The following is a 24496-nucleotide window of genomic DNA, read 5'->3' as shown; positions in this document are numbered from 1 at the left end:
ATCAGACACCGTCTGAATTTGCAGCGGGCTGGAGAAAGGGTCATTCTGAGAATGAAGATTCCGACGTTACTAACTGAGTGTTGTATCTAATCGTGGGGGCAGGTCATGCCGGTTAGCAACAACGTCTAAAAGACCTGCGATCACGTGGGTCCCTCTCCAGCAAAGGGGCAAGGGGTGCTATATAACGGTGTACTGCTTACCCAATACGGCCTTGTATTTGAAAGATGCCGCATCTTGGCAGGATTCGTATTACAGCCTATAGTCTGTTAATGAGCATTACAGCCTATATGCTGTAAATCCCTGCGTTATGCTTGTTAACTCGTCGATACGGAAGGTCACTTATGAACACTCAATACGCTTTGAAGACTTTGAATCAGTTACGTCCTGTTTTAATCGGCTTTCGCAAAGCCAATGGACTGACGCAAAAAGATGTTTCTGAACGTTTGGGTATAACACAGCAAACTTATGCCCGACTAGAGGCCAACCCTGCAAGTGCGGGTTTTGAGCGTTTGTTTAGGGTGTTCAGCGTCCTTGGAGTGGAGATCGTACTTTCATCCAGGGAACCATTGTCAGATGCAAAGCCCGAATACGGAGCTATGCACAATTATTCTTCACTTCCAGCCAGGCGGGAGAAATGGTGACGCCTGGCGCTTCCCGGTCTAATTTTTCTTCAACAAGATTAACCCCTTAGCGGCCTGAAGTATCAGGTTGCGATAGAGCCTTTCATTTCTTCTGTTATGTTAAATACACCATTTTGAGCTATTTCGCTCGGCCTTAAATTATCTCTTCATTCTTCAGTGAAAATTTTATGTCGATCACATTATCGATGAATTTAGGAAATAATCCGTAAATGAAAATCTATCTTCTTTTAAATTCATCAGTGTCAGTAGCAAATATTACGCATAAAAGAATGGTTATTATTATCATTTAAATTATAAAGCTCATGAGTCAATTCCAAAAAATATAATAAGCATTGAAATCATTACCCGTGATTCTGGAGTTTTAACTTTGCCATGTAACCAACCACAAGTTAGTTTCCGGTGTTTTGAGGGGCAGTAAAGTTCTGAAAGCGCGACCAGATCATAATCCCGAAATGTCGTTAAGATATTCTGAATAACGGTTATCCCTGCTTGTTGGCAGGCATTTGAAAATATATTTTGTATTCAGGTTGCAGCAAAACGCTTTCTTACACACAGGACTTCATATGCGGCTCAGAAAATTAAAACTGAAAAACTTCAGAGGCTACAGAAACTCTACTGAAATCATTATTGATGAAAGCATGACGGGTATTGTCGGTCGTAATGACTTTGGGAAATCAACGCTTCTGGAAGCGCTGGCTATTTTTTTTGAAACAGAAGGAATGAAGGCTGACAAGAATGACATGAACTGTTTCAGCCTAAGAGAAGGGGACGGCCGTTTTGAAATAGCCTGTGAATTTGATGACCTGCCCGATTTTATCATGATCGACGACAGGGTGCAGACCACGCTCGCCTCAGAACATCTGCTGAATGAGGACGGCAATTTTGAAATCGTCAAAACGTTTAAAGCAACGACCTCAGGAAAACCGGAGCAGACCTGCATCCGCTGCATCCACCCGGATGAGGAGCCCCTGAGAAATTTACTGGGCATGAAAATTTCTGAGCTCAAGGCGGTGGGAAAAGAAGTTGAAAAAAATGTGGCGGATAAACGCACTGCATCGTTATGGCGTCAGGCCATCAGGGAAGCCGCAGCCCCCTATACCTGTTCGGAAATTATGCTGGATGTCGATAAAGAGTTCGGAACCGACACAAAATCATTATGGGGTAAGATCCTCGATTTGCTGCCCACGTATGCGATTTTCAAAGCCGACAGGGAAAGCAGCGACGGGGATTCCGAAGCTAAAAACCCCTTACAGCAGGCCGTAAAAGACGCTCAGGCTGCGCTGCAGGACAAAATTACAGCGCTGGAAAATGAGATTCAGGACAGCGTCCTGGATGTCGCACAGAGAACGCTGGATAAATTACGTGAAATGGCCCCCGAACTCGCCAGTGAACTGACTCCACGATTTAAGGAGAAACCCAAGTGGACCTTCAATTTCACCCTGGACGGGGAAAATGGCATCCCCATCAATAAGCGCGGCAGCGGGATAAGGAGGCTTATCCTGTTGAATTTTTTTCGGGCTGAGGCTGAAAAGAATGTCGCGGGGACGCCCAGAAATGTGATTTATGCCATAGAGGAGCCTGAAACGTCACAGCATCCGAACTATCAGATGATGCTGATGAAAGCGTTACTGGCACTGGCAGGCCAGCCGCACCGTCAGATTATCGTCACCACCCATGTCCCGGCGCTGGCCGGATTAATCCCTGTCGAAGGCGTACGTTATGTTACCCGAAATGAGGCGGGTGAACCCGTAGTAAAAATGCCGGATGACGCAGTGCTGAAGGAAGCCACTGAAAGCCTGGGGGTGCTGCCAGAGACCGGTATGGAAAGGGCGCAGGGGATTGTTCTGGTAGAGGGAAAGTCGGATGTTACTTTCCTGAGGCATGCGGCCAGTTCATTAAAACAGTCAGGTGCGCTGCCAGCCTCTCTGGAGGACGTGAAAATAGTGCCAGTCCTCATAGGAGGGTGTGGTAGCGTCAAACACTGGGTTACATTGAATCTGGCCAAAGATCTGGGGCTTCCCTGGTGCGTATTTCTGGACTCCGATATTGGGGGAGACCCTGCACAGGTTCTGTCCATCCAGAAGCGTAAAAAAGAAGTAGAGGAGGCCGGTAAGGTATTTTTCGCTACGCGCAAACGTGAGATAGAAAACTATCTGTGCCCGGATCTTATCGAGGAAATTACTGGTGTAGCCGTCACGTTTACGGACACCTGTGACGCTAAAAAAATAATCGGCCGGGCTGTGGGAATGAAACCCGATAATGTACTAGATAAATTCTGGCCTCAGATGACATCAGAAAGAATCATCTCAAGATCAACCTATCATGACGGAACGCAGGAGAGAAGCGAGCTGGTTGAGATCCTGAGCGACATTGTATCCATGACGAGATAATGTATTAAATAAGCATCTCAGGTGCATATATTCCGGTCCTCAACAAAGGACCGGAGTACAGAGTAGTAAAAACCCGAAATTAATCGGGTTTGAATTATATAAAGATTAACCGACTCCCGCGCCCAGGAACGATGTAAAATCACGCTTGTCGTGACATTTCTACAATGTTTACTTTTGACTATCAAGCCATTTATTCATCTGCTCAATTTCACCTTTTTGAGCTTTAATGATGTCCTGCGCGAGCTTTCTCATTTTCGGATCTTTTCCGTATTTGAGCTCGGTCTCAGCCATTGCTATTGCCCCTTCATGGTGCGCTACCATGCCTTTCGCAAAAGCCTTGTCGGGATCGGACTCATTTACGGCAGCCATCATTTTGTCATGCATGTCTTTCATGCCAGCCATATATTCCTGTGACGAAGCCGAGGTAGACATATCAGTCATTTTCATTTCTGAATGTTCTGCTGAAATCGCTGGCAGGGATAACATTAATACTGCAAATAAAGTGTTTCTGGCTTTCATAAAAAATATCCTTTTAGCGTTGATGCCCGTTAACTGTAGCAGAATCTGATAAAAATGCCCCCTGTAGGGGGCAAAGATGTTGCCATATATCCGGTTACGGAAAAATCTATCAAGGAAATAAGGACAGCACAGATACTTCCCTCGCCGTCAGCCTGCACTGAGCATGCGACGATGCGCTTCGGCCATGGCCTGATGTGGGCCAGACTGACCGTTATTCATAAATTCATGGGCAACTGCAGCTCTTTCATGCTCATTCATTGCCGCTAATGACTTCGACGGCCCGGTAGGGGAAACGGTCTGACTTCCCATCATCCTCTGATGACTTTCCACCATTTTCTGGTGCGCATCCGCCGACCCGTTCGTCATGGTTTCATGAGCAATAATGGCCTGTTCATGCTGGTCCATACCGGCCATACGAGGTGCAGTCCCCTGGATCCCGACAGGAGCCGCAGCAGACTGCATCTGGTGAGCAGGTGCCTGTGCATTGTTGACCCGCTCATGGATATTCACGGTTTCAGTGGCCCAGGCCGAAGAAATTAAGCCAAAGCCCAGCAAGGATGCTAATACGATATTTTTCATGATAACTCTCCATTTCTTAATTAGTGATGTCCGGGGGAGTACAACCGGTGTTTTCAGTTCCATAACTGAAACAGGTTCGGAAGTGTTTATTTCTCCGGGAGGGGACTGGATATTCATTTCCTGGCGTCCACTGACGCCGGATATTGATAAAGCAATCCAGCCTTCCTGATAAGTTGCACTAATTATATCGAATGGCTTCTGTTTGCTGCATGACAGGCTAATGACATCTTTGTCATTTAAATCTTTATTCCCAGCACTGGGTGTCCGGAATCATTTTCTCCAGTCTGGGCACGGATAAGATAAAACGCGTTGAGTGTACGTCCGATTCCACCTGCACTCTTCCGTGATGTGCTTCCACGATTGACTTCACAATCGCAAGGCCGATGCCGCTGCCTTCTCCTTTTCGTTGTCTGGACGGATCCACCCGATAAAAACGGTCAAACAACCTTGATAAATGCTCTTCAGGGATTGGTTTCCCCGGATTTTCAATCACAAGGTCAAAAAAGCTCTCCTGCTCTCTTATTGAGACGGTGATTGCCTGTCCCTCCGGGGTATAACGCAGGGCATTGGATAACAGATTATTGATCGCCCTTCTGAACATTTGTGGATCTCCCTCAACCAGGCAGGGCATCCCGTTAAATTTGAGCGTGATATTGCGTTCTTCGGCCCAGGCTTCGAAAAACTCGAAGACTTTCATGACTTCCGCTCTGAGGTCAAACATGACCCTGTCAGGTATCAGCTGATTATTATCTGCCTGTGCCAGGAACAGCATATCGCTGACCATTTTGGTCATCCGGTTATACTCTTCAAGACTGGAATAGAGGACATCCTCAAGTTCCCTCTGTGTTCGATCCTGACTCAGTGCGATTTCAGTCTGCGTCACCAGATTGGTGATGGGCGTTCTGATCTCATGCGCGATATCGGCAGAGAAATTGGCCTGGCGGGTAAAGACATCCTCAATCTTTCCAATCATATGATTGAACGAGATAACCAGTTGCTCCAGCTCAATGGGAACGCGTGTCGGTTCCAGTCGCGCATCAAGATTCTCGGAGGTGATGTTTTTAATGGCATTGCTGACATTACGAAGGGGCAGGTGCCCCTGACGGACAGCGATTCGAATGATCAGAACAATCAACAGGCTTATCACGACGGCAATCGCAATCAGGTTCTTTTTCAGCGCATCGAGGTAATGGAGATGGAAATTAATGGATAGGCCAGTCAGCATGACATAGTTCTGCTGTTTGCCCTGAAATATCGCCTGACCAGAGGAGGCGATAATCCTGTATGTTTCCATCTTCATTTCGGACCCGGTATCCATCGGTCCCGCAGGATCCTCCACCGTCCAGAGAAAGACATCCCGTGCGCGGCTGTGCTCGCTAAAATCTGCTGAATTCACTGCCGGGCGTAGTGCCGCCCCCTGAGCTGAGCTAAAGAGCACTTCCCCCCTGGGATTGAGGAGCAAAAGGGCAACGTTGCGGTAGCTGGCAATTGATTCCTTTATTTTGCTTATTTTTTTATCATCCGGATCCACCGGGGACTGCAGTATACGGTTCAGTGTGGTGCTGATTTGTTGAAGATCGCTGACATCCTGCTCGGCAAAATGATTTTCAACAGAATGCAGCATAAACCAGGTGAATGCGATAAAAGCCAGTATCGTGGACAGGCTGATAAAAAAGGTCAGCCGCAGAGCGAGTGAGAAAGGGCGTCTGGAAGGTTTGCTATGCATCCGGGACCTCCAGCATGTAGCCCACGCCCCGGACTGTCTGGATCAGCTTTGTCTCGTAATCGTTGTCTATTTTAGCGCGGAGTCGCTTTACTGCGACATCGATCGCATTAGTGTCGCTGTCAAAATTCATGTCCCAGACCTGAGAGGCAATCAGGGAGCGGGGAAGAACCTCTCCCTGATGGCGAATGAAGAATTCCAGCAGGCTGAACTCTTTACTGGTGAGCACAATGCGGTTTCCGGCGCGACTGACTTTTCTGGATACGAGATCAATCGAGAGGTCAGCCACCTTAAACTGGCTTTCCGTGATCATCGTGTTTCCCCGCCTCAGAAGGGTTCTCACCCGGGCGAGCAGTTCGGCAAACGCAAAGGGTTTAACCAGATAATCGTCCGCACCCAGTTCCAGTCCTTTGACCCTATGTTCGATCGTGCCGAGGGCTGTCAGCAGTAAGACCGGCATACCCTTTCCGGCAGTGCGCAGCATGCGGATGATATCCCAGCCGTTCACATCAGGTAGCATGATATCCAGAATGACTAAATCATACTCGGCTGTCATGGCGAGATGATATCCGGTAAGACCATTATCAGCGTGATCCACTACGAACCCTGCCTCTGTAAGCCCTTTGCTGAGATATTCACCTGTTTTAATTTCGTCTTCGACGATCAATATTTTCATCTTGCTCCCCGGCTGGCTGCTAATGTCATTCTATTGCGCCCACGATCGTTATCAACGGATTACAGCAAAAATGACAACATTGTCATTATCCTGTCACCCGGCAAACAGAGAGCGTTAGGTAAAGTACCCCTATCAATACTCTGGACTTCATTTGAACCATTTACCAGGTCTGCCTGGACGAGAAGCGTTATGTTCAAATTAAAATTACTCAGCATTAGCACGATATTCATCCTGGCAGGCTGCGTGTCGCTTGCGCCTGAATATCAGCGGCCCGCAGCACCGGTACCCCAGCAGTTTTCACTGTCCCATAACAGCCTGACGCCAGCGGTAAATGGCTATCAGGATACGGGCTGGCGTAACTTTTTTGTCGATCCCCAGGTTACCCGGTTGATCGGTGAAGCTCTGACTAATAACCGTGATTTGAGAATGGCTGCCCTGAAGGTTGAAGAGGCCCGAGCCCAGTTCAACGTCACGGATGCAGATCGTTATCCCCAGCTGAATGCCTCATCCGGGATAACATACAGCGGTGGTCTGAAAGGTGACAAGCCGACCACACAGGAGTACGACGCGAGACTGGAGCTCAGCTATGAGCTCGATTTTTTCGGCAAACTTAAGAACATGAGTGATGCTGATCGCCAGAACTACTTTGCCAGCGAAGAAGCCCGTCGGGCCGTACACATCCTGCTGGTATCCAACGTTTCACAAAGCTATTTCAGCCAGCAACTGGCGTACGAACAACTTCGTATTGCGCGGGAAACGCTGAAAAATTATCAACAGTCCTATGCTTTCGTTGAGCAGCAGCTCGTGACCGGGAGTACGAACGTTCTGGCACTTGAACAGGCGCGAGGACAAATCGAAAGTACCCGCGCCGAAATAGCCAAACGAGAAGGCGATCTGGCTCAGGCAAACAATGCCCTGCAACTGGTGCTGGGAACGTACCGCGCACTTCCGTCAGAAAAAGGGATGAAAGGCGGGGAGATAGCCCCAGTAAAATTGCCACCAAATCTGTCTTCACAAATTTTGCTGCAGCGACCGGATATTATGGAAGCGGAATATCAGCTGAAAGCGGCTGATGCCAATATTGGCGCAGCGCGAGCGGCCTTTTTCCCCTCAATTACCCTGACCAGTGGTCTTTCCGCAAGCAGTACGGAGCTGTCCAGCCTGTTTACGTCAGGAAGTGGAATGTGGAATTTTATCCCTAAAATTGAAATTCCTATATTTAATGCTGGCAGGAATAAAGCCAATCTGAAGCTGGCTGAAATTCGCCAGCAACAGTCGGTGGTTAATTACGAACAAAAAATTCAGTCAGCCTTTAAGGATGTTTCCGACACGCTTGCGCTGCGCGACAGCCTTAGCCAGCAACTTGAGTCACAGCAGCGTTATCTTGATTCACTTCAGATAACTCTCCAGCGTGCCAGAGGATTGTATGCAAGTGGTGCTGTCAGTTACATCGAAGTGCTGGATGCAGAACGTTCCCTCTTCGCTACCCAGCAAACCATTCTCGATCTTACCTATTCCCGGCAGGTTAACGAAATTAATCTGTTTACCGCGCTGGGTGGCGGTTGGGTAGAGTAAATTTATTTAATTAATCAGGAAATTAAAATGCGTAATTCACTTAAAGCCGTTTTATTTGGTGCCTTCTCTGTCATGTTTTCTGCCGGTCTTCATGCTGAAACACATCAGCATGGCGATATGAATACTGCCAGTGATGCTTCGGTACAGCAAGTTATCAAGGGCACCGGTGTCGTTAAAGACATTGATATGAATACTAAGAAAATCACCATTTCGCATGAAGCAATTCCAGCGGTGGGCTGGCCTGCAATGACCATGCGCTTTACTTTTGTTAATGCAGACGATGCTATTAATGCCCTGAAAACAGGCAACCATGTCGATTTCTCGTTTATTCAGCAGGGCAATATCTCCTTACTCAAAAGCATTAACGTGACGCAGTCCTGATTGGCTGTCCGGAGCGATTACATCCTGTGCGCCTGTACATTCACATAGGTATATGTGTGAGTTAACCGTCAGGCGCATATGCCAGGTGTTTTGATTTTTTAGCGGAAAATTGTATGGCTTCTTTAAAGATAAAATATGCTGCAATAATTATCAGCAGCCTCATAGCAGGGGGGCTGATATCGGTTACTGCCTGGCAGTATGTAAACTCAGCACAAAAGACAGAAAAAACAGAACAAAAGGCACCGGAACGAAAGGTGCTTTTCTGGTATGACCCAATGAAACCGGATACCAAATTTGATAAACCCGGAAAATCGCCCTTTATGGATATGGACCTGGTGCCAAAATATGCTGATGACAGTGGCGATAAAAGCAGTGGCGGGATCCGTATCGACCCAACCCAGGTTCAGAATCTGGGATTAAAAACGCAAAAAGTCACGCGAGGAATGCTGAATTATTCTCAGACAATCCCGGCTAATGTCAGCTATAACGAGTATCAGTTTGTTATTGTGCAGGCGCGTTCTGACGGGTTTGTCGAAAAAGTCTACCCCATGACGATTGGCGATCATGTGAAGAAGGGGACGCCACTTATCGATATTACCATTCCGGACTGGGTGGAAGCACAGAGTGAATTCCTTCTGTTATCCAGCACCGGTGGTACTTCCACGCAAATTAAAGGCGTTCTGGAACGGCTTCGCCTGGCAGGTATGCCGGAAGAGGATATTCAGAGACTGCGTTCTACCCGGAGCATTCAGACCCGTTTTACCATTAAAGCACCTATTGATGGTGTCATTACTGCATTTGACCTGCGCACCGGCATGAATATTTCGAAAGATAAGGTGGTGGCTCAGATTCAGGGAATGGACCCGGTCTGGATCAGCGCTGCAGTGCCAGAATCTATCGCCTATCTGCTGAAAGATACGTCGCAGTTTGAAATTTCGGTACCGGCTTATCCGGATAAAACATTCCATGTCGAAAAATGGAATATTCTTCCCAGCGTGGATCAGACAACCCGTACGCTTCAGGTCCGTCTCCAGGTTTCTAATAAGGATGAGTTTCTCAAGCCGGGCATGAATGCCTATCTGAAACTGAATACCAGAAGCCAGGAGATGCTGCTGATACCAAGCCAGGCCGTTATCGATACCGGCAAAGAACAGCGCGTGATTACTGTTGATGATGAAGGCAAGTTTGTGCCGAAACAGATCCACGTTCTGCATGAGTCACAGCAACAGTCCGGCATCGGCTCCGGCCTGAATGAAGGCGATACCGTGGTGGTCAGTGGCCTGTTCCTCATTGACTCTGAAGCCAATATTACGGGCGCACTGGAACGTATGCGCCACCCTGAAAAAACAGAAAGCAGTATGCCAGCAATGTCTGACCAGCCTGTAAATATGCATTCAGGGCACTGAGGAGACGACGATGATTGAATGGATTATCCGGCGCTCTGTCGCCAACCGTTTCCTGGTCATGATGGGGGCCCTGTTTCTCAGCATCTGGGGCACATGGACGATTATTAACACGCCTGTCGATGCCTTGCCTGACCTGTCAGATGTGCAGGTCATTATCAAAACCAGCTATCCCGGCCAGGCCCCGCAGATTGTAGAAAACCAGGTCACCTATCCACTTACCACCACCATGCTGTCCGTGCCTGGCGCAAAAACCGTGCGTGGTTTTTCACAGTTCGGTGATTCGTATGTGTATGTCATTTTTGAAGACGGCACCGATCTGTACTGGGCCCGTTCCCGCGTGCTGGAGTACCTGAACCAGGTACAGGGAAAACTGCCCGCCGGTGTGAGTTCTGAAATCGGTCCGGACGCCACGGGGGTGGGCTGGATATTTGAATATGCCCTTGTCGATCGCAGCGGAAAACACGACCTTTCAGAACTGCGTTCTCTGCAGGACTGGTTCCTGAAATTTGAGCTGAAAACCATCCCGAACGTGGCTGAGGTCGCTTCGGTTGGCGGCGTGGTGAAACAGTACCAGATTCAGGTCAATCCGGTAAAATTGTCTCAGTATGGTATCAGCCTGCCCGAAGTGAAACAGGCCCTTGAATCGTCTAACCAGGAGGCCGGTGGCTCATCCGTTGAAATGGCCGAAGCTGAGTATATGGTCCGTGCCAGCGGTTATCTTCAGAGCATTGATGATTTTAATAACATCGTCCTGAAAACAGGCGAGAACGGCGTGCCGGTTTATCTGCGGGATGTTGCCCGCGTGCAGACCGGGCCTGAAATGCGGCGTGGTATTGCCGAGCTGAACGGCCAGGGCGAAGTCGCTGGCGGCGTGGTGATCCTGCGGTCGGGTAAAAATGCACGCGACGTTATCACGGCAGTGAGGGATAAACTTGAGACGCTGAAGGCCAGCCTGCCGGAAGGCGTTGAAATCGTGACCACCTACGATCGCAGCCAGCTCATCGACCGGGCGATTGATAACCTCAGTTCCAAACTTCTGGAAGAGTTTATCGTGGTGGCCATCGTCTGTGCCCTGTTCCTGTGGCACGTACGTTCTGCCCTGGTGGCGATTATCTCTCTGCCGCTTGGTCTGTGTATCGCCTTTATCGTCATGCACTTCCAGGGACTGAACGCCAATATCATGTCGCTGGGAGGGATAGCGATTGCCGTCGGTGCGATGGTGGATGCCGCCATTGTGATGATTGAGAATGCGCATAAGCGGCTTGAGGAGTGGGATCATCAGCATCCGGGTGAGCAGATTGACAACGCCACCCGCTGGAAGGTGATTACCGATGCCTCCGTTGAAGTGGGACCCGCACTGTTTATCAGCCTGCTGATCATCACCCTGTCCTTTATTCCTATCTTTACCCTGGAAGGTCAGGAAGGACGTCTGTTTGGCCCGCTGGCATTCACGAAAACGTACTCCATGGCGGGCGCGGCCGCGCTGGCCATCATCGTCATTCCGATTCTGATGGGATTCTGGATCCGGGGGAAAATTCCTGCAGAGACCAGTAACCCCCTGAACCGGGTACTGATCAAAGCGTATCATCCATTGCTGTTGCGGGTTCTCCACTGGCCAAAAACAACCCTGCTGGTTGCGGCCTTGTCCATTTTCACCGTTATCTGGCCGCTGAGCCAGGTGGGCGGTGAGTTTCTGCCGAAGATTAACGAGGGCGACCTGTTGTATATGCCGTCGACCCTGCCGGGTGTCTCTCCGGCTGAAGCTGCAGCGCTCCTGCAGACGACGGACAAGTTAATCAAAAGCGTTCCTGAAGTGGCCTCTGTATTTGGCAAGACCGGTAAAGCAGAGACCGCCACGGATTCCGCACCGCTCGAAATGGTTGAAACCACGATCCAGCTCAAACCTGAGGATCAGTGGCGTCCAGGCATGACGATTGACAAGATTATTGAAGAACTCGACAGGACCGTCCGTTTACCGGGGCTGGCAAACCTCTGGGTGCCGCCAATCCGTAACCGTATTGATATGCTCTCAACCGGGATCAAAAGCCCGATAGGTATCAAGGTGTCCGGAACGGTTCTGTCCGATATCGATGCAACGGCGCAGAGTATCGAAGCGGTCGCCAAAACCGTACCCGGCGTAGTGTCTGCTCTCGCAGAGCGACTGGAAGGCGGGCGCTACATTGATGTGGATATCAACCGGGAAAAAGCCTCCCGCTACGGAATGACGGTGGGCGATGTGCAGCTGTTCATCTCATCAGCCATCGGCGGCGCGACGGTAGGGGAAACGGTTGAAGGCGTGGCCCGGTACCCGATTAATATCCGCTATCCGCAGGATTACCGGAACAGCCCGCAGGCCCTGAAACAGATGCCGATCCTGACCCCGATGAAGCAGCAGATCACGCTGGGCGATGTTGCGGATATTAAGGTCGTTTCCGGGCCGACTATGCTGAAAACGGAAAATGCCCGTCCAGCCAGCTGGATTTACATTGACGCGCGCGGCAGGGATATGGTGTCGGTGGTTAATGACATTAAAACGGCGATCAGTCAGAAAGTGAAACTGAGACCGGGTACCAGCGTGTCATTCTCCGGACAGTTTGAACTGCTTGAGCATGCCAACAAGAAACTGAAGCTGATGGTGCCGATGACGGTGATGATCATCTTCATCCTGTTGTATCTGGCATTCCGCCGGGTTGATGAAGCCCTGCTGATCCTGATGAGCCTGCCGTTCGCCCTGGTTGGCGGGATATGGTTCCTGTACTGGCAGGGCTTCCATATGTCTGTCGCAACCGGAACGGGGTTTATCGCTCTGGCCGGGGTGGCAGCAGAGTTTGGCGTGGTCATGCTGATGTATCTGCGTCATGCCATTGAAGCGCACCCGGAATTGTCCCGTAAAGAGACGTTCACACCGGAAGGCCTTGATGAAGCCCTCTATCATGGTGCCGTACTGCGTGTCCGGCCGAAAGCCATGACCGTGGCGGTGATCATTGCGGGTCTGCTGCCAATACTCTGGGGAACCGGTGCAGGTTCAGAAGTCATGAGCCGTATCGCGGCACCCATGATTGGTGGGATGATCACGGCTCCGCTGCTGTCCCTGTTCATTATTCCTGCCGCCTACAAATTAATCTGGCTGCGCAGACATAAAAAAAGCGTGTCCTGAACCTGAAAGGGCACCCCCTGTGGGTGTCCTTCTTTACTGATTCACCCTGACGTCAGGGTTTAAATCGATAATATACAGAGGTGAGTATGAAAAAAGTGGTTCTGATGGCGCTGGCTCTCGGCCTTTCACTGCCCGCGATGGCGAGTGAAAAAGTGATTGATATGTACAAATCTGAAAACTGTGGCTGTTGTTCCCTGTGGGGCAAGGCGATGGAAAAAGACGGGTTTGAAGTACGAACTCACGTCATGAATGATCAGGCGCTGTCAGCCCTGAAAGAAAAGCATGCTATTCCTGCAGGACTGCGAAGTTGTCATACCGCGGTTGCCGGTAATTTGATCATTGAAGGCCATGTGCCTGCGACAACGATACATAAGGCAATGCAGTCTGGTTCAGGTATATACGGTCTCGCCACCCCCGGTATGCCAGCAGGAAGTCCTGGAATGGAGATGGGAGCCCGAAAAGAGGCTTACGATGTTATCGCATTCTCACCGGATGGAAGTAAAAAAGTCTTCCAGCGAATCGAATAGTCAGCGGAACGGCTGATAACGGGACGCCGGTAGCAGGCACTCCTGTGCCGGCGATATTCGTGGTAATCGCATCCATGACATACCCTGAAGACAGAAGATGCTTCGGTATGCATAAGGAGAGTTACTGTGAAAAATGACAATGCAGTGCAACACAACAACCAGACTGCTTCTGAGCAGACATTATCCCCGGACGAGGGCCACGTATTGCATAAGGTGAGAGATCCCGTGTGCGGGATGGCCATCCTGCCCGACAGGGCGCACAGCAGCATTCGATACCAGGACCATCAACTTTATTTCTGCTCCGCCAGCTGTGAGAGTAAATTTAAAGCCCATCCCGATCGTTATCTTACCGAAGATGCCAGTGAACATTCCCATCACCATCACCACGATCATCACGAAGTCAGCCCTGATCAGATAAAACAGCCTCACCACCAGGCGGAAAAAGAGAATTCTGAAGGTGTGTGGACATGTCCGATGCACCCGGAGATACGCCGCAGTGGTCCCGGAAGCTGTCCTGTCTGTGGAATGGCACTGGAGCCGCTCGTAGCTACGGCATCCACGGGGCCGAGTGATGAACTTCACGACATGACAAGACGCTTCTGGCTGGGGTTGTTGCTGGCGTTTCCGGTTCTGGTACTCGAAATGGGATCTCATCTGTTTCCCGAGTTGAGGAATACAGTACCGCCACAGTACAACACATGGCTGCAGCTGCTTCTGGCCTCCCCTGTCGTGTTGTGGTGTGGCTGGCCATTCTTCGCCCGGGCCGGAATGTCGTTACGTAACCGCTCCCTGAATATGTTTACCCTTGTTGCAATGGGGACCGGCGTAGCCTGGGTTTACAGCGTCATTGCAACCGTCTTCCCCTCCTGGTTTCCTGCATCGTTCAGAAACATGGATGGCCTGGTGGCCGTTTATTTTGAAGCCGCAGCAGTTATTACGGTGCTTGTTCTGCTGGGACAGGTTCTTGAGCTGCGGGCACGGGAACAAACCTCAGGCGCCATTACTGCGCTTCTGAACCTTGCCCCCAAAACCGCCAGACGGCTGGATCATGACGGTCATGAAACGGATATTAATGCGGAAGATGTCCTGCCTGGCGATAAGCTCCGCATCAGACCTGGAGAGAGTATTCCGGTCGACGGTATCGTGATCGAAGGCAAAACAACCGTTGATGAATCGATGGTGACCGGGGAATCTATGCCGGTTACCAAAACGGAGGGTGACCCTGTCATCGGGGGGACCATTAATCAGACAGGGAGTCTCATCATCCGTGCAGAGAAAGTCGGTGATGAAACAATGCTCTCACGAATTGTTCAGATGGTCGCTGATGCACAGCGTTCGCGTGCCCCCATCCAGAGAATGGCTGACAGCGTTTCAGGCTGGTTTGTTCCTCTGGTGATACTTATCGCGGTTGTTGCTTTCGTGATCTGGTCTGTCTGGGGGCCCGAGCCCAGGATGGCGCACGGTCTCATTGCGGCTGTGTCGGTCCTGATTATTGCCTGTCCCTGCGCGCTGGGGCTGGCCACGCCGATGTCGATAATGGTGGGGGTGGGCAAAGGAGCCCAGGCCGGGGTGTTAATCAGGAATGCCGAAGCCCTTGAGCGTCTTGAAAAAGTGGACACGCTGGTTGTCGACAAAACAGGCACGCTCACGGAAGGTTCGCCTACGGTGACAGGGATTATCAGTCTCAATCCGGGTGGGGAAACATCTCTTTTGCGTGTAACAGCCGCAGTGGAAAAAGGCTCGCAGCATCCGCTGGGTATGGCAGTAGTTAAAGCAGCACAGGAAAAGGGGATCGCAATACCCGCAGTCACTCATTTCGATGCACCGTCGGGTAAAGGTGTCTCAGGCGATGTCGAAGGTCAACGGGTTGTTATTGGTAATGAACTGGCTATGCAGGAAAACAGTATAGTTATTGATAATCAAAAGGCCGTTGCGGATACGTTGCGGATGGAAGGCGCTACCGTTATCTATGTGGCCACAGACGGGGACCTTGCAGGCCTGATAGCTATCTCGGATCCCGTGAAAACAACCACGCCGGATGCGCTTAAAGCTTTGCGTCAGGCGGGGATCCGCATCGTTATGCTCACCGGGGATAACCAGCTTACTGCTGAAGCAGTCGCACGGAAACTGGGAATAGATGAGGTTGAAGCCGGAATTCTGCCGGATGGCAAAAAAGCAGTGATAACCCGACTGAAAGAGTCTGGCCATGTGGTTGCGATGGCCGGAGACGGTGTGAATGATGCCCCGGCGCTGGCAGCGGCTGACGTGGGTATAGCCATGGGAACGGGTACAGATGTGGCAATTGAAAGTGCCGGAGTCACCCTTCTCAAAGGCGACTTGATGATACTGAACAGGGCCCGTCATCTGTCAGAGATCACCATGAAAAATATCCGTCAGAATCTGTTTTTTGCATTTATCTACAACGCACTTGGCGTGCCTGTGGCTGCAGGTCTGCTTTATCCTGTGTATGGAATACTGCTGTCGCCAGTTATTGCGGCGGCGGCCATGGCTCTTTCCTCCGTCAGCGTCATTGTGAATGCGTTGCGTCTGAAAAGTGTCAGGCTCGGGAAATAACACTGAGTGAAGGGTCAGTTACGAACAGAAGGAGTCCAGTATGAAAAGTACCACCTATGCGCTTATTGCTGTCGCCGCGATCGCGGCATTTGCCCTCCTGCGCGAACACTGGTCACATGTGGCAGGTTACTGGCCATATCTGTTATTGCTGGTCTGCCCGCTAATGCATCTTTTCCACGGCCACGGAGGGCATGGAGATCATCAACATCACGGAAGTGAAAACGATAAAAAAAATTAATCCGGCAGACGGGGCCGCGTCGCGGTCCCGTTATCAGTCCAGGTATCGTTCGTAGTCTCTGGCATGCGCAAAGGCATGCTGTTCGAGTTTGTTATCAGCGGGTGCCGCTGCCCGGAACGCCAGAGAGTTAACAGGGTTGTTATTGATGACCAGCTCGTAATGCAGATGAGGACCGGATGAACGTCCGCTGTTACCGGATAACGCAATAGCACCTCCCCGTGTAACCCTGGCCCCTTTAGTAACGAGTATTTTATTGAGGTGGAGATAGCGAGTTTTAACACCGGCTTTTCCCGTTACTTCAACAAAATATCCCATGGTACTGTTGTATTCGGCCCGGGTGATTTTTCCGTCGATGACGCTGACTATTTTCGTGTTCATGGGCATGGAATAATCAATGCCATTATGGGGACTCACTTTTCCCGATACCGGGTTAAGTCTTGCAGGATTGAAAGGCGAACTGAGTCTTGCTGTGGCCGGTAACGGATAATCGAGACTGCCTTTCCCGGAAGTATCGGAAAGGTTATAGAACTTTTTATCTGATATACGATACGCCGTGTAATTAAATGAACCGGACGTAAATTTATAGGCCACGACACGTGATTTTCCCGCTTTCTTTTGCAGTACGAGTTTTAATGATTCATTTTTTTTCAAATGCCGCAGATTAAACCGGGAAGGCAAGGAGCGCTGAAGAGTAGCGATCTCGTTCGATTCCAGCCCCGAGCGGGTGGCTGAAAGGTAGGCATTTTCTTTTACGACATCGGTAGAATACATTTACTGGAATTCGCCGTTAGCATGAACACTGCGGCGTATGCTAGGGGTTTTCAGGAGGCGTGTCATCTGTCAGTTAATCGGGAGCACCGTTGATGGTCGTCATTTTTGTAACATATCTTGTTTCCCGTTTGCTCCTGAAGCTCTGGGAACTGTATGACCAGCCCGACGGTGATGATTAACGGGACTGAAACAGGTTACGGCAGAGCAATATGGGGCTCATGTCCTGCTACGTAACCCGTCAGTAAAGCCCTGCTGCGCACCTGACGCTAAGCACTAACCCGCCTGCAGTTACCTGGTCGAATACAGCCCGCGAAGCTTTCTTGCCTGCGTCTGATGTGCTTCCGCACCGGCATTATTGACCTGCTCATGCACGAGAGCGGCTTTTTCTCCGGCATTCAGTTCGTTAAAAGAAGAAGACGAGGTCTTTGAATTTGCATCACTGCCGGACAGCATTTTTTTATGTTCCTCAATCATTTTCTGATGCGCATAGGACGCGCTGTTGTTCATAAATGAATGAGCAACAATGGCCCTTTCATGTTCATTCATTTCAGAGAATGAGGGCGTGTTGTTTTTATTAACCCTGTCCGGTAAGTTTTCATGCGTCGAGGAATTCACATGACTGACGGCTGAGGCATTATTAACAAATCGATGTGCTTCATGGGCAATATCACTGGACTGAGCAAAAGCTGCCCCACAAAATAAAGCTGTAAACGCAGTGGTCGTGATTAATATATTCATGTGTAATTACCTTCTGAGGTACATAAAAGATGTCCTTATGATCATATATAAAAATAATCAACCTGTGGGGAAGATGACGTAAATGTAATACAGCTATGTACATTACACGATTGTAATGAATTTGTTTCTTAAGGTGTGCTAGATTCATTTCATTGTAAGTGGATGAACCAGTAATTTAATTTAAATCGGTTCTCGAATTCTGTCAGTAACCATACTTTAAATAAGGGAATGCGCATGCTGTTGAAAACGTCTCGACGAACTTTCCTGAAGGGGTTAACCCTCTCTGGCGTAGCCGGAAGTCTTGGCGTATGGAGTTTCAATGCGCGTTCCAGTCTGAGCCTGCCAGTTGCCGCATCCCTGCAGGGTACTCAGTTTGACCTGACCATTGGTGAAACGGCCGTCAATATCACGGGCAGTGAGCGTCAGGCCAAAACAATCAATGGAGGCCTGCCGGGGCCCGTTCTTCGCTGGAAAGAAGGTGACACCATTACCCTGAAGGTCAAAAACCGTCTTAATGAACAGACGTCCATTCACTGGCACGGCATTATTCTTCCGGCCAATATGGATGGTGTTCCGGGGCTGAGTTTTATGGGCATAGAGCCTGATGATACCTACGTTTACACCTTTAAGGTTAAGCAGAACGGGACTTACTGGTACCACAGCCATTCCGGTCTGCAGGAACAGGAGGGGGTATACGGTGCCATTATCATCGATGCCGGGGAGCCAGAACCGTTTACTTACGATCGTGAGCATGTGGTCATGTTGTCTGACTGGACCGATGAAAATCCTCACAGCCTGCTGAAAAAATTAAAAAAACAGTCGGATTACTACAATTTCAATAAACCAACCGTTGGCTCTTTTTTCCGCGACGTGAATACCAGGGGGCTGTCAGCCACCATTGCCGATCGGAAAATGTGGGCTGAAATGAAAATGAATCCGACTGACCTCGCGGATGTCAGTGGCTACACCTACACCTATCTCATGAACGGGCAGGCCCCGCTGAAAAACTGGACCGGACTGTTCCGTCCCGGTGAAAAGATACGCTTACGGTTTATCAACGGCTCGGCAATGACCTATTTCGATATCCGTATCCCCGGGCTGAAAATGACGGTCGTGGCTGCAGATGGCCAGTATGTAAACCCGGTTACCGTTGACGAATTCAGGATTGCCGTTGCCGAAACCTATGATGTCATTGTGGAGCCTCAGGGTGAGGCCTATACCATCTTCGCACAATCCATGGACAGGACCGGTTACGCTCGAGGGACACTGGCCACGAGAGAGGGGTTAAGTGCTGCCGTTCCCCCCCTCGATCCCCGTCCTCTGTTGACCATGGAAGATATGGGTATGGGGGGAATGGGACATGATATGGCAGGAATGGACCACAGCCAGATGGGAGGCATGGATAACAGCGGAGAGATGATGTCTATGGACGGTGCTGACCTTCCGGATAGCGGGACATCCTCCGCGCCCATGGATCACAGCAGCATGGCCGGTATGGATCATTCCCGGATGGCCGGAATGCCGGGTATGCAAAGTCATCCTGCGTCAGAAACGGATAACCCACTGGTTGATATGCAGGCGATGAGCGTCTCTCCGAAGTTAAATGATCCGGGTATTGGTCTTCGAAATAACGGAAGAAAGGTTCTCACGTACGCGGATTTGAAAAGCCGCTTTGAGGATCCTGACGGACGTGAACCTGGCCGTACCATAGAACTGCATTTAACCGGCCACATGGAAAAGTTTGCCTGGTCATTTAACGGAATCAAGTTTTCAGATGCCGCACCGGTGCTGCTGAAATACGGTGAGCGGCTCAGGATCACGCTGATCAACGATACCATGATGACTCACCCCATTCACCTGCATGGTATGTGGAGCGATCTGGAAGATGAAAACGGTAATTTCATGGTTCGTAAACACACAATAGATGTTCCCCCTGGTACAAAACGCAGTTACAGAGTGACAGCAGATGCGCTTGGCCGCTGGGCGTATCACTGCCATTTGCTCTATCACATGGAAATGGGAATGTTTCGTGAAGTCCGGGTGGAGGAATGATGCGAATGAAGAGAAATTTGAAGGCCATACCTGTTCTGGTCGCCGGTTTGTTTACCTCACAGCTTTCTATTGCGGCGGGCTCCGTCTCTGCAGATCCCCACGCCGGGCACGACATGTCTGCCATGCAGATGCCAGCAGATGAGAATTTCACTGAGATGACGTCAATGGAGCCCATTGTAACTGAGAGCAGAACGCCAATTCCGCCTGTTACCGATGCCGACCGGAAGGCTGCATTCGGCAATTTACAGGGGCATGCGATTCACGACAGTGCGATTAATTATCTGGTTCTGCTGGATCAACTGGAATGGCAACGGTCGGATAACACCAACAATTTCAGCTGGAGTGTTAACAGCTGGATTGGAGGCGACACAGATCGGATTTGGCTAAAGAGTGAAGGTGAACGAAGCAATGGGGAAACGGAGGCGGCTGAAGCGCAGTTACTCTGGGGACATGCGGTTGGCCCATGGTGGGATTTGGTTGCGGGTGTCAGGCAGGATTTCAGACCTGCTTCTGCCCGGACCTGGGCTGCTGTCGGTTTTCAGGGGCTGGCACTCTATAATTTTGAGTCTGAAATTACGGGTTTTGTCAGTAATGGCGGAAAAGCAGCCCTTCGTCTGGGAGGAGAATACGACGTTTTACTGACTAACCGGCTCATACTCCAGCCATCCTATGAGGTGAATTTCTACAGTCAGGATGATGAATCGCGGGGTCGCGGCAGGGGACTGACTGACACAGAGCTGGGGCTCCGGCTGCGCTATGAAATACGCCGTGAGTTTGCACCCTATATAGGCGTTTCCTGGAATCAACTTTACGGGAAAACATCCGATATGGCGAAAAGAGAAGGTGAGAAAGACCATCAGGTAGTATTCCTGGCGGGAGCCAGAATCTGGTTTTAACGCACTGATATAAAACACTCAACTAAACAGGTAAATAAAATGTCGATTTTAAATAAAGCCATTCTTACAGGTGGCCTCGTTATGGGCGTTGCTTTCTCTGCTATGGCCCATCCGGAATTAAAAAGCTCTGTGCCACAGGCTGATTCAGCCGTAGCGGCCCCGGAAAAGATTCAGCTTAATTTCTCGGAAAATCTGACCGTGAAATTCTCAGGTGCAAAATTAACGATGACGGGTATGAAAGGCATGTCATCACATTCTCCGATGCCGGTCGCGGCAAAAGTGGCGCCAGGCGCTGACCCTAAATCGATGGTCATTATTCCGCGAGAGCCTTTACCCGCTGGCACTTATCGTGTTGACTGGCGCGCGGTTTCTTCAGATACGCACCCTATTACCGGTAATTACACCTTTACAGTGAAGTAATATTATGAACGACCTGATTATGATTGTTATTCGTTTTCTTCTTTATCTGGATTTGATGGTAATATTTGGATTGCCATTTTTTCAGATATATGGAATAAGCGGTGTCAGACATGAAACCTATAACCTGACTAATTTCAGGTCGTTTATAACTTTTGCTGTTGTTACAGGCATCATTCTTACTGGCATTAATATGCTCCTGGTATCTAATGCCATGAGTGGAGTAACTGACCTCAGAGAATTATCCATCCATGTTATCGAGATGGTGATAGAAGAAACTGATGTGGGTATTAGCTGGATTGTCAGGCTCTGTGCCCTGTTTACCACACTCGGTGCTTTGTTCCTTTACACTAATAAGAGAGTATTGTCCTGCCTGCTGATGACGATGAGTGGGGGCGTGGCGCTGGCTACACTTGCCTGGGGAGGACACGCCGTTATGCATGACGGTCTGCATTACTATCTCCATTTACTGAGCGATCTGACCCATCTCGGCGCTGCAGGTGCCTGGACAGGTGCTCTGGTTGCATTTGCTATCCTGCTGATGCGCAGAAACGAGCATAATGCACAGAGCGTCATTGTGATATCTGACTCCCTGGCAAAATTTGCCACGGCAGGAACGGTGATTGTTGTAGCCCTGATCCTGAGTGCGCTGGTCAACTATCTGTATATTGCTGAGGGTAACTTAACTCCCTTATTCAACAGTTCCTGGGGGAGGATATTGCTTGCCAAGACGGCTCTGTTTGTTCTGATGCTTCTTCTGGCTGCAGCAAACCGGTTTCACCTGGGTCCCCGGCTTGAAGTTATGGTCAGGGAAGGGAATTATGATCGCAGCGTTGCCCTGATGCGAAACAGCATCCTGACAGAATTCGTTGTTGCGATTATCATTCTGGGCGCCGTAGCGTGGCTTGGAATGCTTGCTCCGTCTCAGGTCAGCTAGGGGACAGCCAAAGCTCATGCGTGAGATTTTTACTTTCATATCAGCGAGTTGACCATGCAGCGTATTTTAATCGTTGAAGACGAACAAAAAACAGGTCGTTACCTGCAGCAGGGACTGGTTGAGGAAGGCTATCAGGCCGATCTCTTTAATAATGGCCGCGATGGTCTCGGGGCCGCGTCGAAGGGACAGTATGATTTGATAATACTGGACGTGATGCTGCCTTTCCTCGACGGGTGGCAAATCATCAGCGCACTGAGGGAGTCCGGGCACGAAGAACCGGTCCTGTTTTTAACCGCAAAGGACAACGTGCGGGACAAAGTGAAAGGACTGGAGCTTGGCGCAGATGACTACCTGATTAAGCCCTTTGATTTTACGGAGCTGGTTGCACGTGTAAGAACCCTACTGCGCCGGGCACGCTCGCAGGCCGCAACAGTCTGCACCATCGCCGATATGACCGTTGATATGGTGCGCCGGACCGTGATCCGTTCGGGGAAGAAGATCCATCTCACCGGTAAAGAATACGTTCTGCTTGAGTTGCTGCTGCAACGCACCGGAGAAGTGTTACCCAGGAGTCTTATCTCGTCCCTGGTCTGGAACATGAATTTTGACAGTGATACGAATGTGATTGATGTCGCCGTGAGACGTCTGAGAAGTAAAATTGATGATGACTTTGAGCCAAAACTGATCCATACCGTTCGCGGTGCCGGATATGTCCTGGAGATCAGAGAAGAGTGAGGTTCAAAATTTCCCTGACCACACGCCTGAGCCTGATTTTTTCTGCGGTGATGCTTACGGTATGGTGGTTATCAAGTTTTATCCTGATTAGCACCCTTAATGGCTATTTCGATAATCAGGACCGCGATTTTCTGACAGGTAAACTTCAGCTCACCGAAGAGTTTCTTAAAACAGAGACGTTCAGGAACAAAACGGATATTAAGTCATTATCAGAAAAAATAAACGATGCGATGGTGGGGCACAATGGCTTATTCATTTCTATAAAAAACATGGAAAATGAAAAAATTGTTGAACTCTATGCCAAAAATTCTGTTGTTCCAGCGGTCCTGCTTAATAAGTCGGGTGATATTCTCGACTATATGATCCAGACGGAAGAAAATAACACCGTGTACCGCAGTATCTCGCGGCGGGTTGCCGTGACGCCGGAACAGGGTAAAAGCAAACATGTCATCATTACGGTTGCCACGGATACTGGGTATCACACCCTGTTTATGGACAAACTCAGTACCTGGCTGTTCTGGTTCAATATCGGTCTGGTCTTTATTTCTGTTTTTCTGGGCTGGCTGACCACACGTATTGGTCTGAAACCGCTACGGGAAATGACCAGTCTGGCTTCCTCCATGACCGTACACAGCCTGGATCAGCGTCTAAATCCCGATCTGGCTCCGCCGGAAATCTCTGAGACCATGCAGGAGTTCAATAATATGTTTGATCGCCTGGAGGGGGCATTCCGGAAACTGTCAGATTTCTCGTCTGACATCGCGCATGAGCTGCGCACACCAGTCAGTAATCTGATGATGCAGACGCAGTTTGCACTGGCTAAGGAAAGGGATGTTTCGCATTACCGCGAAATTTTATTCGCTAACCTGGAAGAACTGAAAAGGTTGTCACGAATGACCAGTGACATGCTTTTTCTGGCACGTTCAGAGCATGGTCTGCTGCGGCTGGATAAACATGATGTGGATCTGGCAGCCGAACTGAATGAATTACGTGAGTTGTTCGAGCCCCTGGCAGACGAAACAGGAAAGACAATCACGGTTGAAGGAGAGGGCGTTGTTGCCGGAGACAGCGATATGCTCCGACGTGCTTTCAGTAACCTGCTTTCCAATGCAATCAAGTATTCTCCCGATAACACCTGTACAGCGATACACCTTGAGCGTGACAGTGACTGTGTGAACGTGATGATTACGAATACGATGTCCGGCCAGGTTCCCGCTAATCTGGAACGTTTGTTTGACCGGTTCTATCGCGCAGACTCATCAAGGTTCTACAACACGGAAGGCGCGGGGCTGGGATTATCAATTACAAGGTCGATCATTCATGCTCACGGCGGCGAGCTGTCAGCAGAACAGCAGGGGCGTGAAATTGTGTTCAAAGTGCGCCTGTTAATGGATTAATCCCGTTGTTCAGGAGAAACCTGGAAGGTGACAAAATTGTCATCATTCAGTCACGCGATAAACAGAGGCGGTTTTTTATAATTATTCATAAATCAGGAGCAGCGTGATAACACAATCACCTGGTTCCTGGAGTGATGATTAACCCGCCCTGAGATCAACTGCTTTCT

21 protein-coding genes are annotated in these 24496 nt (G+C 49.7%); 15 read left to right on the top strand and 6 right to left on the bottom strand.

Annotation, left to right across the window (positions count from 1 at the left end; all coding sequences use genetic code 11):
• Positions 1 to 341: 341 nt before the first annotated feature.
• Together ACOTX3_RS11240 and ACOTX3_RS11235 are read left to right on the top strand one after the other, a co-directional pair.
• Positions 342 to 641: a helix-turn-helix domain-containing protein gene (locus tag ACOTX3_RS11240; RefSeq protein ID WP_001097216.1), complete on the top strand. Its 300-nt coding sequence runs from the start codon at positions 342 to 344 to the stop codon at positions 639 to 641.
• A 563-nt stretch (positions 642 to 1204) separates the two neighbouring features.
• Entirely contained in the window at positions 1205 to 3031 is a 1827-nt protein-coding gene (locus ACOTX3_RS11235; protein ID WP_001239419.1) for an AAA family ATPase, read from the top strand.
• A 168-nt stretch (positions 3032 to 3199) separates the two neighbouring features.
• Here the strand turns inward: ACOTX3_RS11235 and copM are convergent, their stop codons facing one another.
• From copM to silR, 4 genes are all read right to left on the bottom strand, one after another.
• Entirely contained in the window at positions 3200 to 3550 is a 351-nt protein-coding gene (gene copM / locus ACOTX3_RS11230; RefSeq protein ID WP_000647571.1) for a CopM family metallochaperone, read from the bottom strand.
• Positions 3551 to 3697: 147 nt separating this feature from the next.
• Complete coding sequence (gene silE / locus ACOTX3_RS11225) at positions 3698 to 4129, bottom strand: silver-binding protein SilE (RefSeq protein ID WP_000790485.1); 432 nt, start codon at positions 4127 to 4129, stop codon at positions 3698 to 3700.
• A gap of 244 nt (positions 4130 to 4373) precedes the next feature.
• Entirely contained in the window at positions 4374 to 5855 is a 1482-nt protein-coding gene (silS, locus tag ACOTX3_RS11220) for a copper/silver sensor histidine kinase SilS (RefSeq protein ID WP_000555736.1), read from the bottom strand.
• Positions 5848 to 6528: a copper/silver response regulator transcription factor SilR gene (silR, locus tag ACOTX3_RS11215; RefSeq protein ID WP_000697968.1), complete on the bottom strand. Its 681-nt coding sequence runs from the start codon at positions 6526 to 6528 to the stop codon at positions 5848 to 5850. Before silR ends, silS begins: the two co-directional genes overlap by 8 nt.
• 189 nt (positions 6529 to 6717) lie before the next feature.
• On the opposite strand from silR, the gene silC reads away from it, so the two are divergent.
• From silC to ACOTX3_RS11180, 7 genes are all read left to right on the top strand, one after another.
• Entirely contained in the window at positions 6718 to 8103 is a 1386-nt protein-coding gene (silC, locus tag ACOTX3_RS11210; protein ID WP_000475506.1) for a Cu(+)/Ag(+) efflux RND transporter outer membrane channel SilC, read from the top strand.
• A gap of 27 nt (positions 8104 to 8130) precedes the next feature.
• Positions 8131 to 8484 carry a cation efflux system protein CusF gene (cusF, locus tag ACOTX3_RS11205; RefSeq protein ID WP_001246155.1) on the top strand — a complete coding sequence of 118 codons (354 nt, stop codon included), beginning with the start codon at positions 8131 to 8133 and terminating at the stop codon, positions 8482 to 8484.
• A gap of 113 nt (positions 8485 to 8597) precedes the next feature.
• Positions 8598 to 9890, top strand: coding sequence for a Cu(+)/Ag(+) efflux RND transporter periplasmic adaptor subunit SilB (gene silB, locus ACOTX3_RS11200; protein ID WP_000157620.1), 1293 nt, complete (start codon positions 8598 to 8600; stop codon positions 9888 to 9890).
• Positions 9891 to 9900: 10 nt separating this feature from the next.
• A complete protein-coding gene (gene silA, locus ACOTX3_RS11195; protein WP_000574029.1) occupies positions 9901 to 13047 on the top strand; it encodes a Cu(+)/Ag(+) efflux RND transporter permease subunit SilA in 3147 nt (1048 codons plus the stop codon).
• Between the two features lie 86 nt (positions 13048 to 13133).
• Positions 13134 to 13574: a DUF411 domain-containing protein gene (locus ACOTX3_RS11190; protein ID WP_000758228.1), complete on the top strand. Its 441-nt coding sequence runs from the start codon at positions 13134 to 13136 to the stop codon at positions 13572 to 13574.
• A 126-nt stretch (positions 13575 to 13700) separates the two neighbouring features.
• The gene (silP, locus tag ACOTX3_RS11185; RefSeq protein WP_001353604.1) at positions 13701 to 16148 is read left to right on the top strand and encodes an Ag(+)-translocating P-type ATPase SilP; all 2448 of its coding nucleotides are present in this window, start codon (positions 13701 to 13703) and stop codon (positions 16146 to 16148) included.
• Between the two features lie 40 nt (positions 16149 to 16188).
• Positions 16189 to 16386, top strand: coding sequence for a DUF2933 domain-containing protein (locus ACOTX3_RS11180; protein WP_000843494.1), 198 nt, complete (start codon positions 16189 to 16191; stop codon positions 16384 to 16386).
• Between the two features lie 33 nt (positions 16387 to 16419).
• Here the strand turns inward: ACOTX3_RS11180 and ACOTX3_RS11175 are convergent, their stop codons facing one another.
• Together ACOTX3_RS11175 and ACOTX3_RS11170 are read right to left on the bottom strand one after the other, a co-directional pair.
• The gene (locus ACOTX3_RS11175) at positions 16420 to 17157 is read right to left on the bottom strand and encodes a peptidoglycan DD-metalloendopeptidase family protein (RefSeq protein WP_000287501.1); all 738 of its coding nucleotides are present in this window, start codon (positions 17155 to 17157) and stop codon (positions 16420 to 16422) included.
• Between the two features lie 288 nt (positions 17158 to 17445).
• Positions 17446 to 17895, bottom strand: coding sequence for a copper resistance protein (locus ACOTX3_RS11170; RefSeq protein ID WP_001023257.1), 450 nt, complete (start codon positions 17893 to 17895; stop codon positions 17446 to 17448).
• A gap of 234 nt (positions 17896 to 18129) precedes the next feature.
• Between ACOTX3_RS11170 and pcoA the strand changes: the two genes are divergently transcribed.
• Genes pcoA through pcoS form a run of 6 tightly spaced genes read left to right on the top strand, consistent with a single transcriptional unit; the run spans position 18130 to position 24329 of the window.
• Positions 18130 to 19947: a multicopper oxidase PcoA gene (pcoA, locus tag ACOTX3_RS11165; protein WP_000925240.1), complete on the top strand. Its 1818-nt coding sequence runs from the start codon at positions 18130 to 18132 to the stop codon at positions 19945 to 19947.
• Between the two features lie 5 nt (positions 19948 to 19952).
• Positions 19953 to 20843 carry a copper resistance outer membrane transporter PcoB gene (pcoB, locus tag ACOTX3_RS11160; RefSeq protein ID WP_001378118.1) on the top strand — a complete coding sequence of 297 codons (891 nt, stop codon included), beginning with the start codon at positions 19953 to 19955 and terminating at the stop codon, positions 20841 to 20843.
• Between the two features lie 39 nt (positions 20844 to 20882).
• Positions 20883 to 21263: a copper resistance system metallochaperone PcoC gene (gene pcoC / locus ACOTX3_RS11155; RefSeq protein WP_000025662.1), complete on the top strand. Its 381-nt coding sequence runs from the start codon at positions 20883 to 20885 to the stop codon at positions 21261 to 21263.
• Positions 21264 to 21318: 55 nt separating this feature from the next.
• Positions 21319 to 22197: a copper resistance inner membrane protein PcoD gene (gene pcoD, locus ACOTX3_RS11150; protein WP_229692861.1), complete on the top strand. Its 879-nt coding sequence runs from the start codon at positions 21319 to 21321 to the stop codon at positions 22195 to 22197.
• Positions 22198 to 22251: 54 nt separating this feature from the next.
• Positions 22252 to 22932, top strand: coding sequence for a copper response regulator transcription factor PcoR (gene pcoR, locus ACOTX3_RS11145; RefSeq protein WP_001188930.1), 681 nt, complete (start codon positions 22252 to 22254; stop codon positions 22930 to 22932).
• Positions 22929 to 24329: a copper resistance membrane spanning protein PcoS gene (gene pcoS, locus ACOTX3_RS11140; RefSeq protein ID WP_001211180.1), complete on the top strand. Its 1401-nt coding sequence runs from the start codon at positions 22929 to 22931 to the stop codon at positions 24327 to 24329. Before pcoR ends, pcoS begins: the two co-directional genes overlap by 4 nt.
• Positions 24330 to 24496 lie beyond the last annotated feature (167 nt).

Source organism: Enterobacter cloacae complex sp. IR5384, assembly GCF_049237265.1.
Taxonomy (GTDB): Bacteria; Pseudomonadota; Gammaproteobacteria; order Enterobacterales; family Enterobacteriaceae; genus Enterobacter; species Enterobacter cloacae.
Note: the sequence above shows the minus strand (reverse complement) of the source record. Positions and strands in the feature narration are given on the sequence as shown.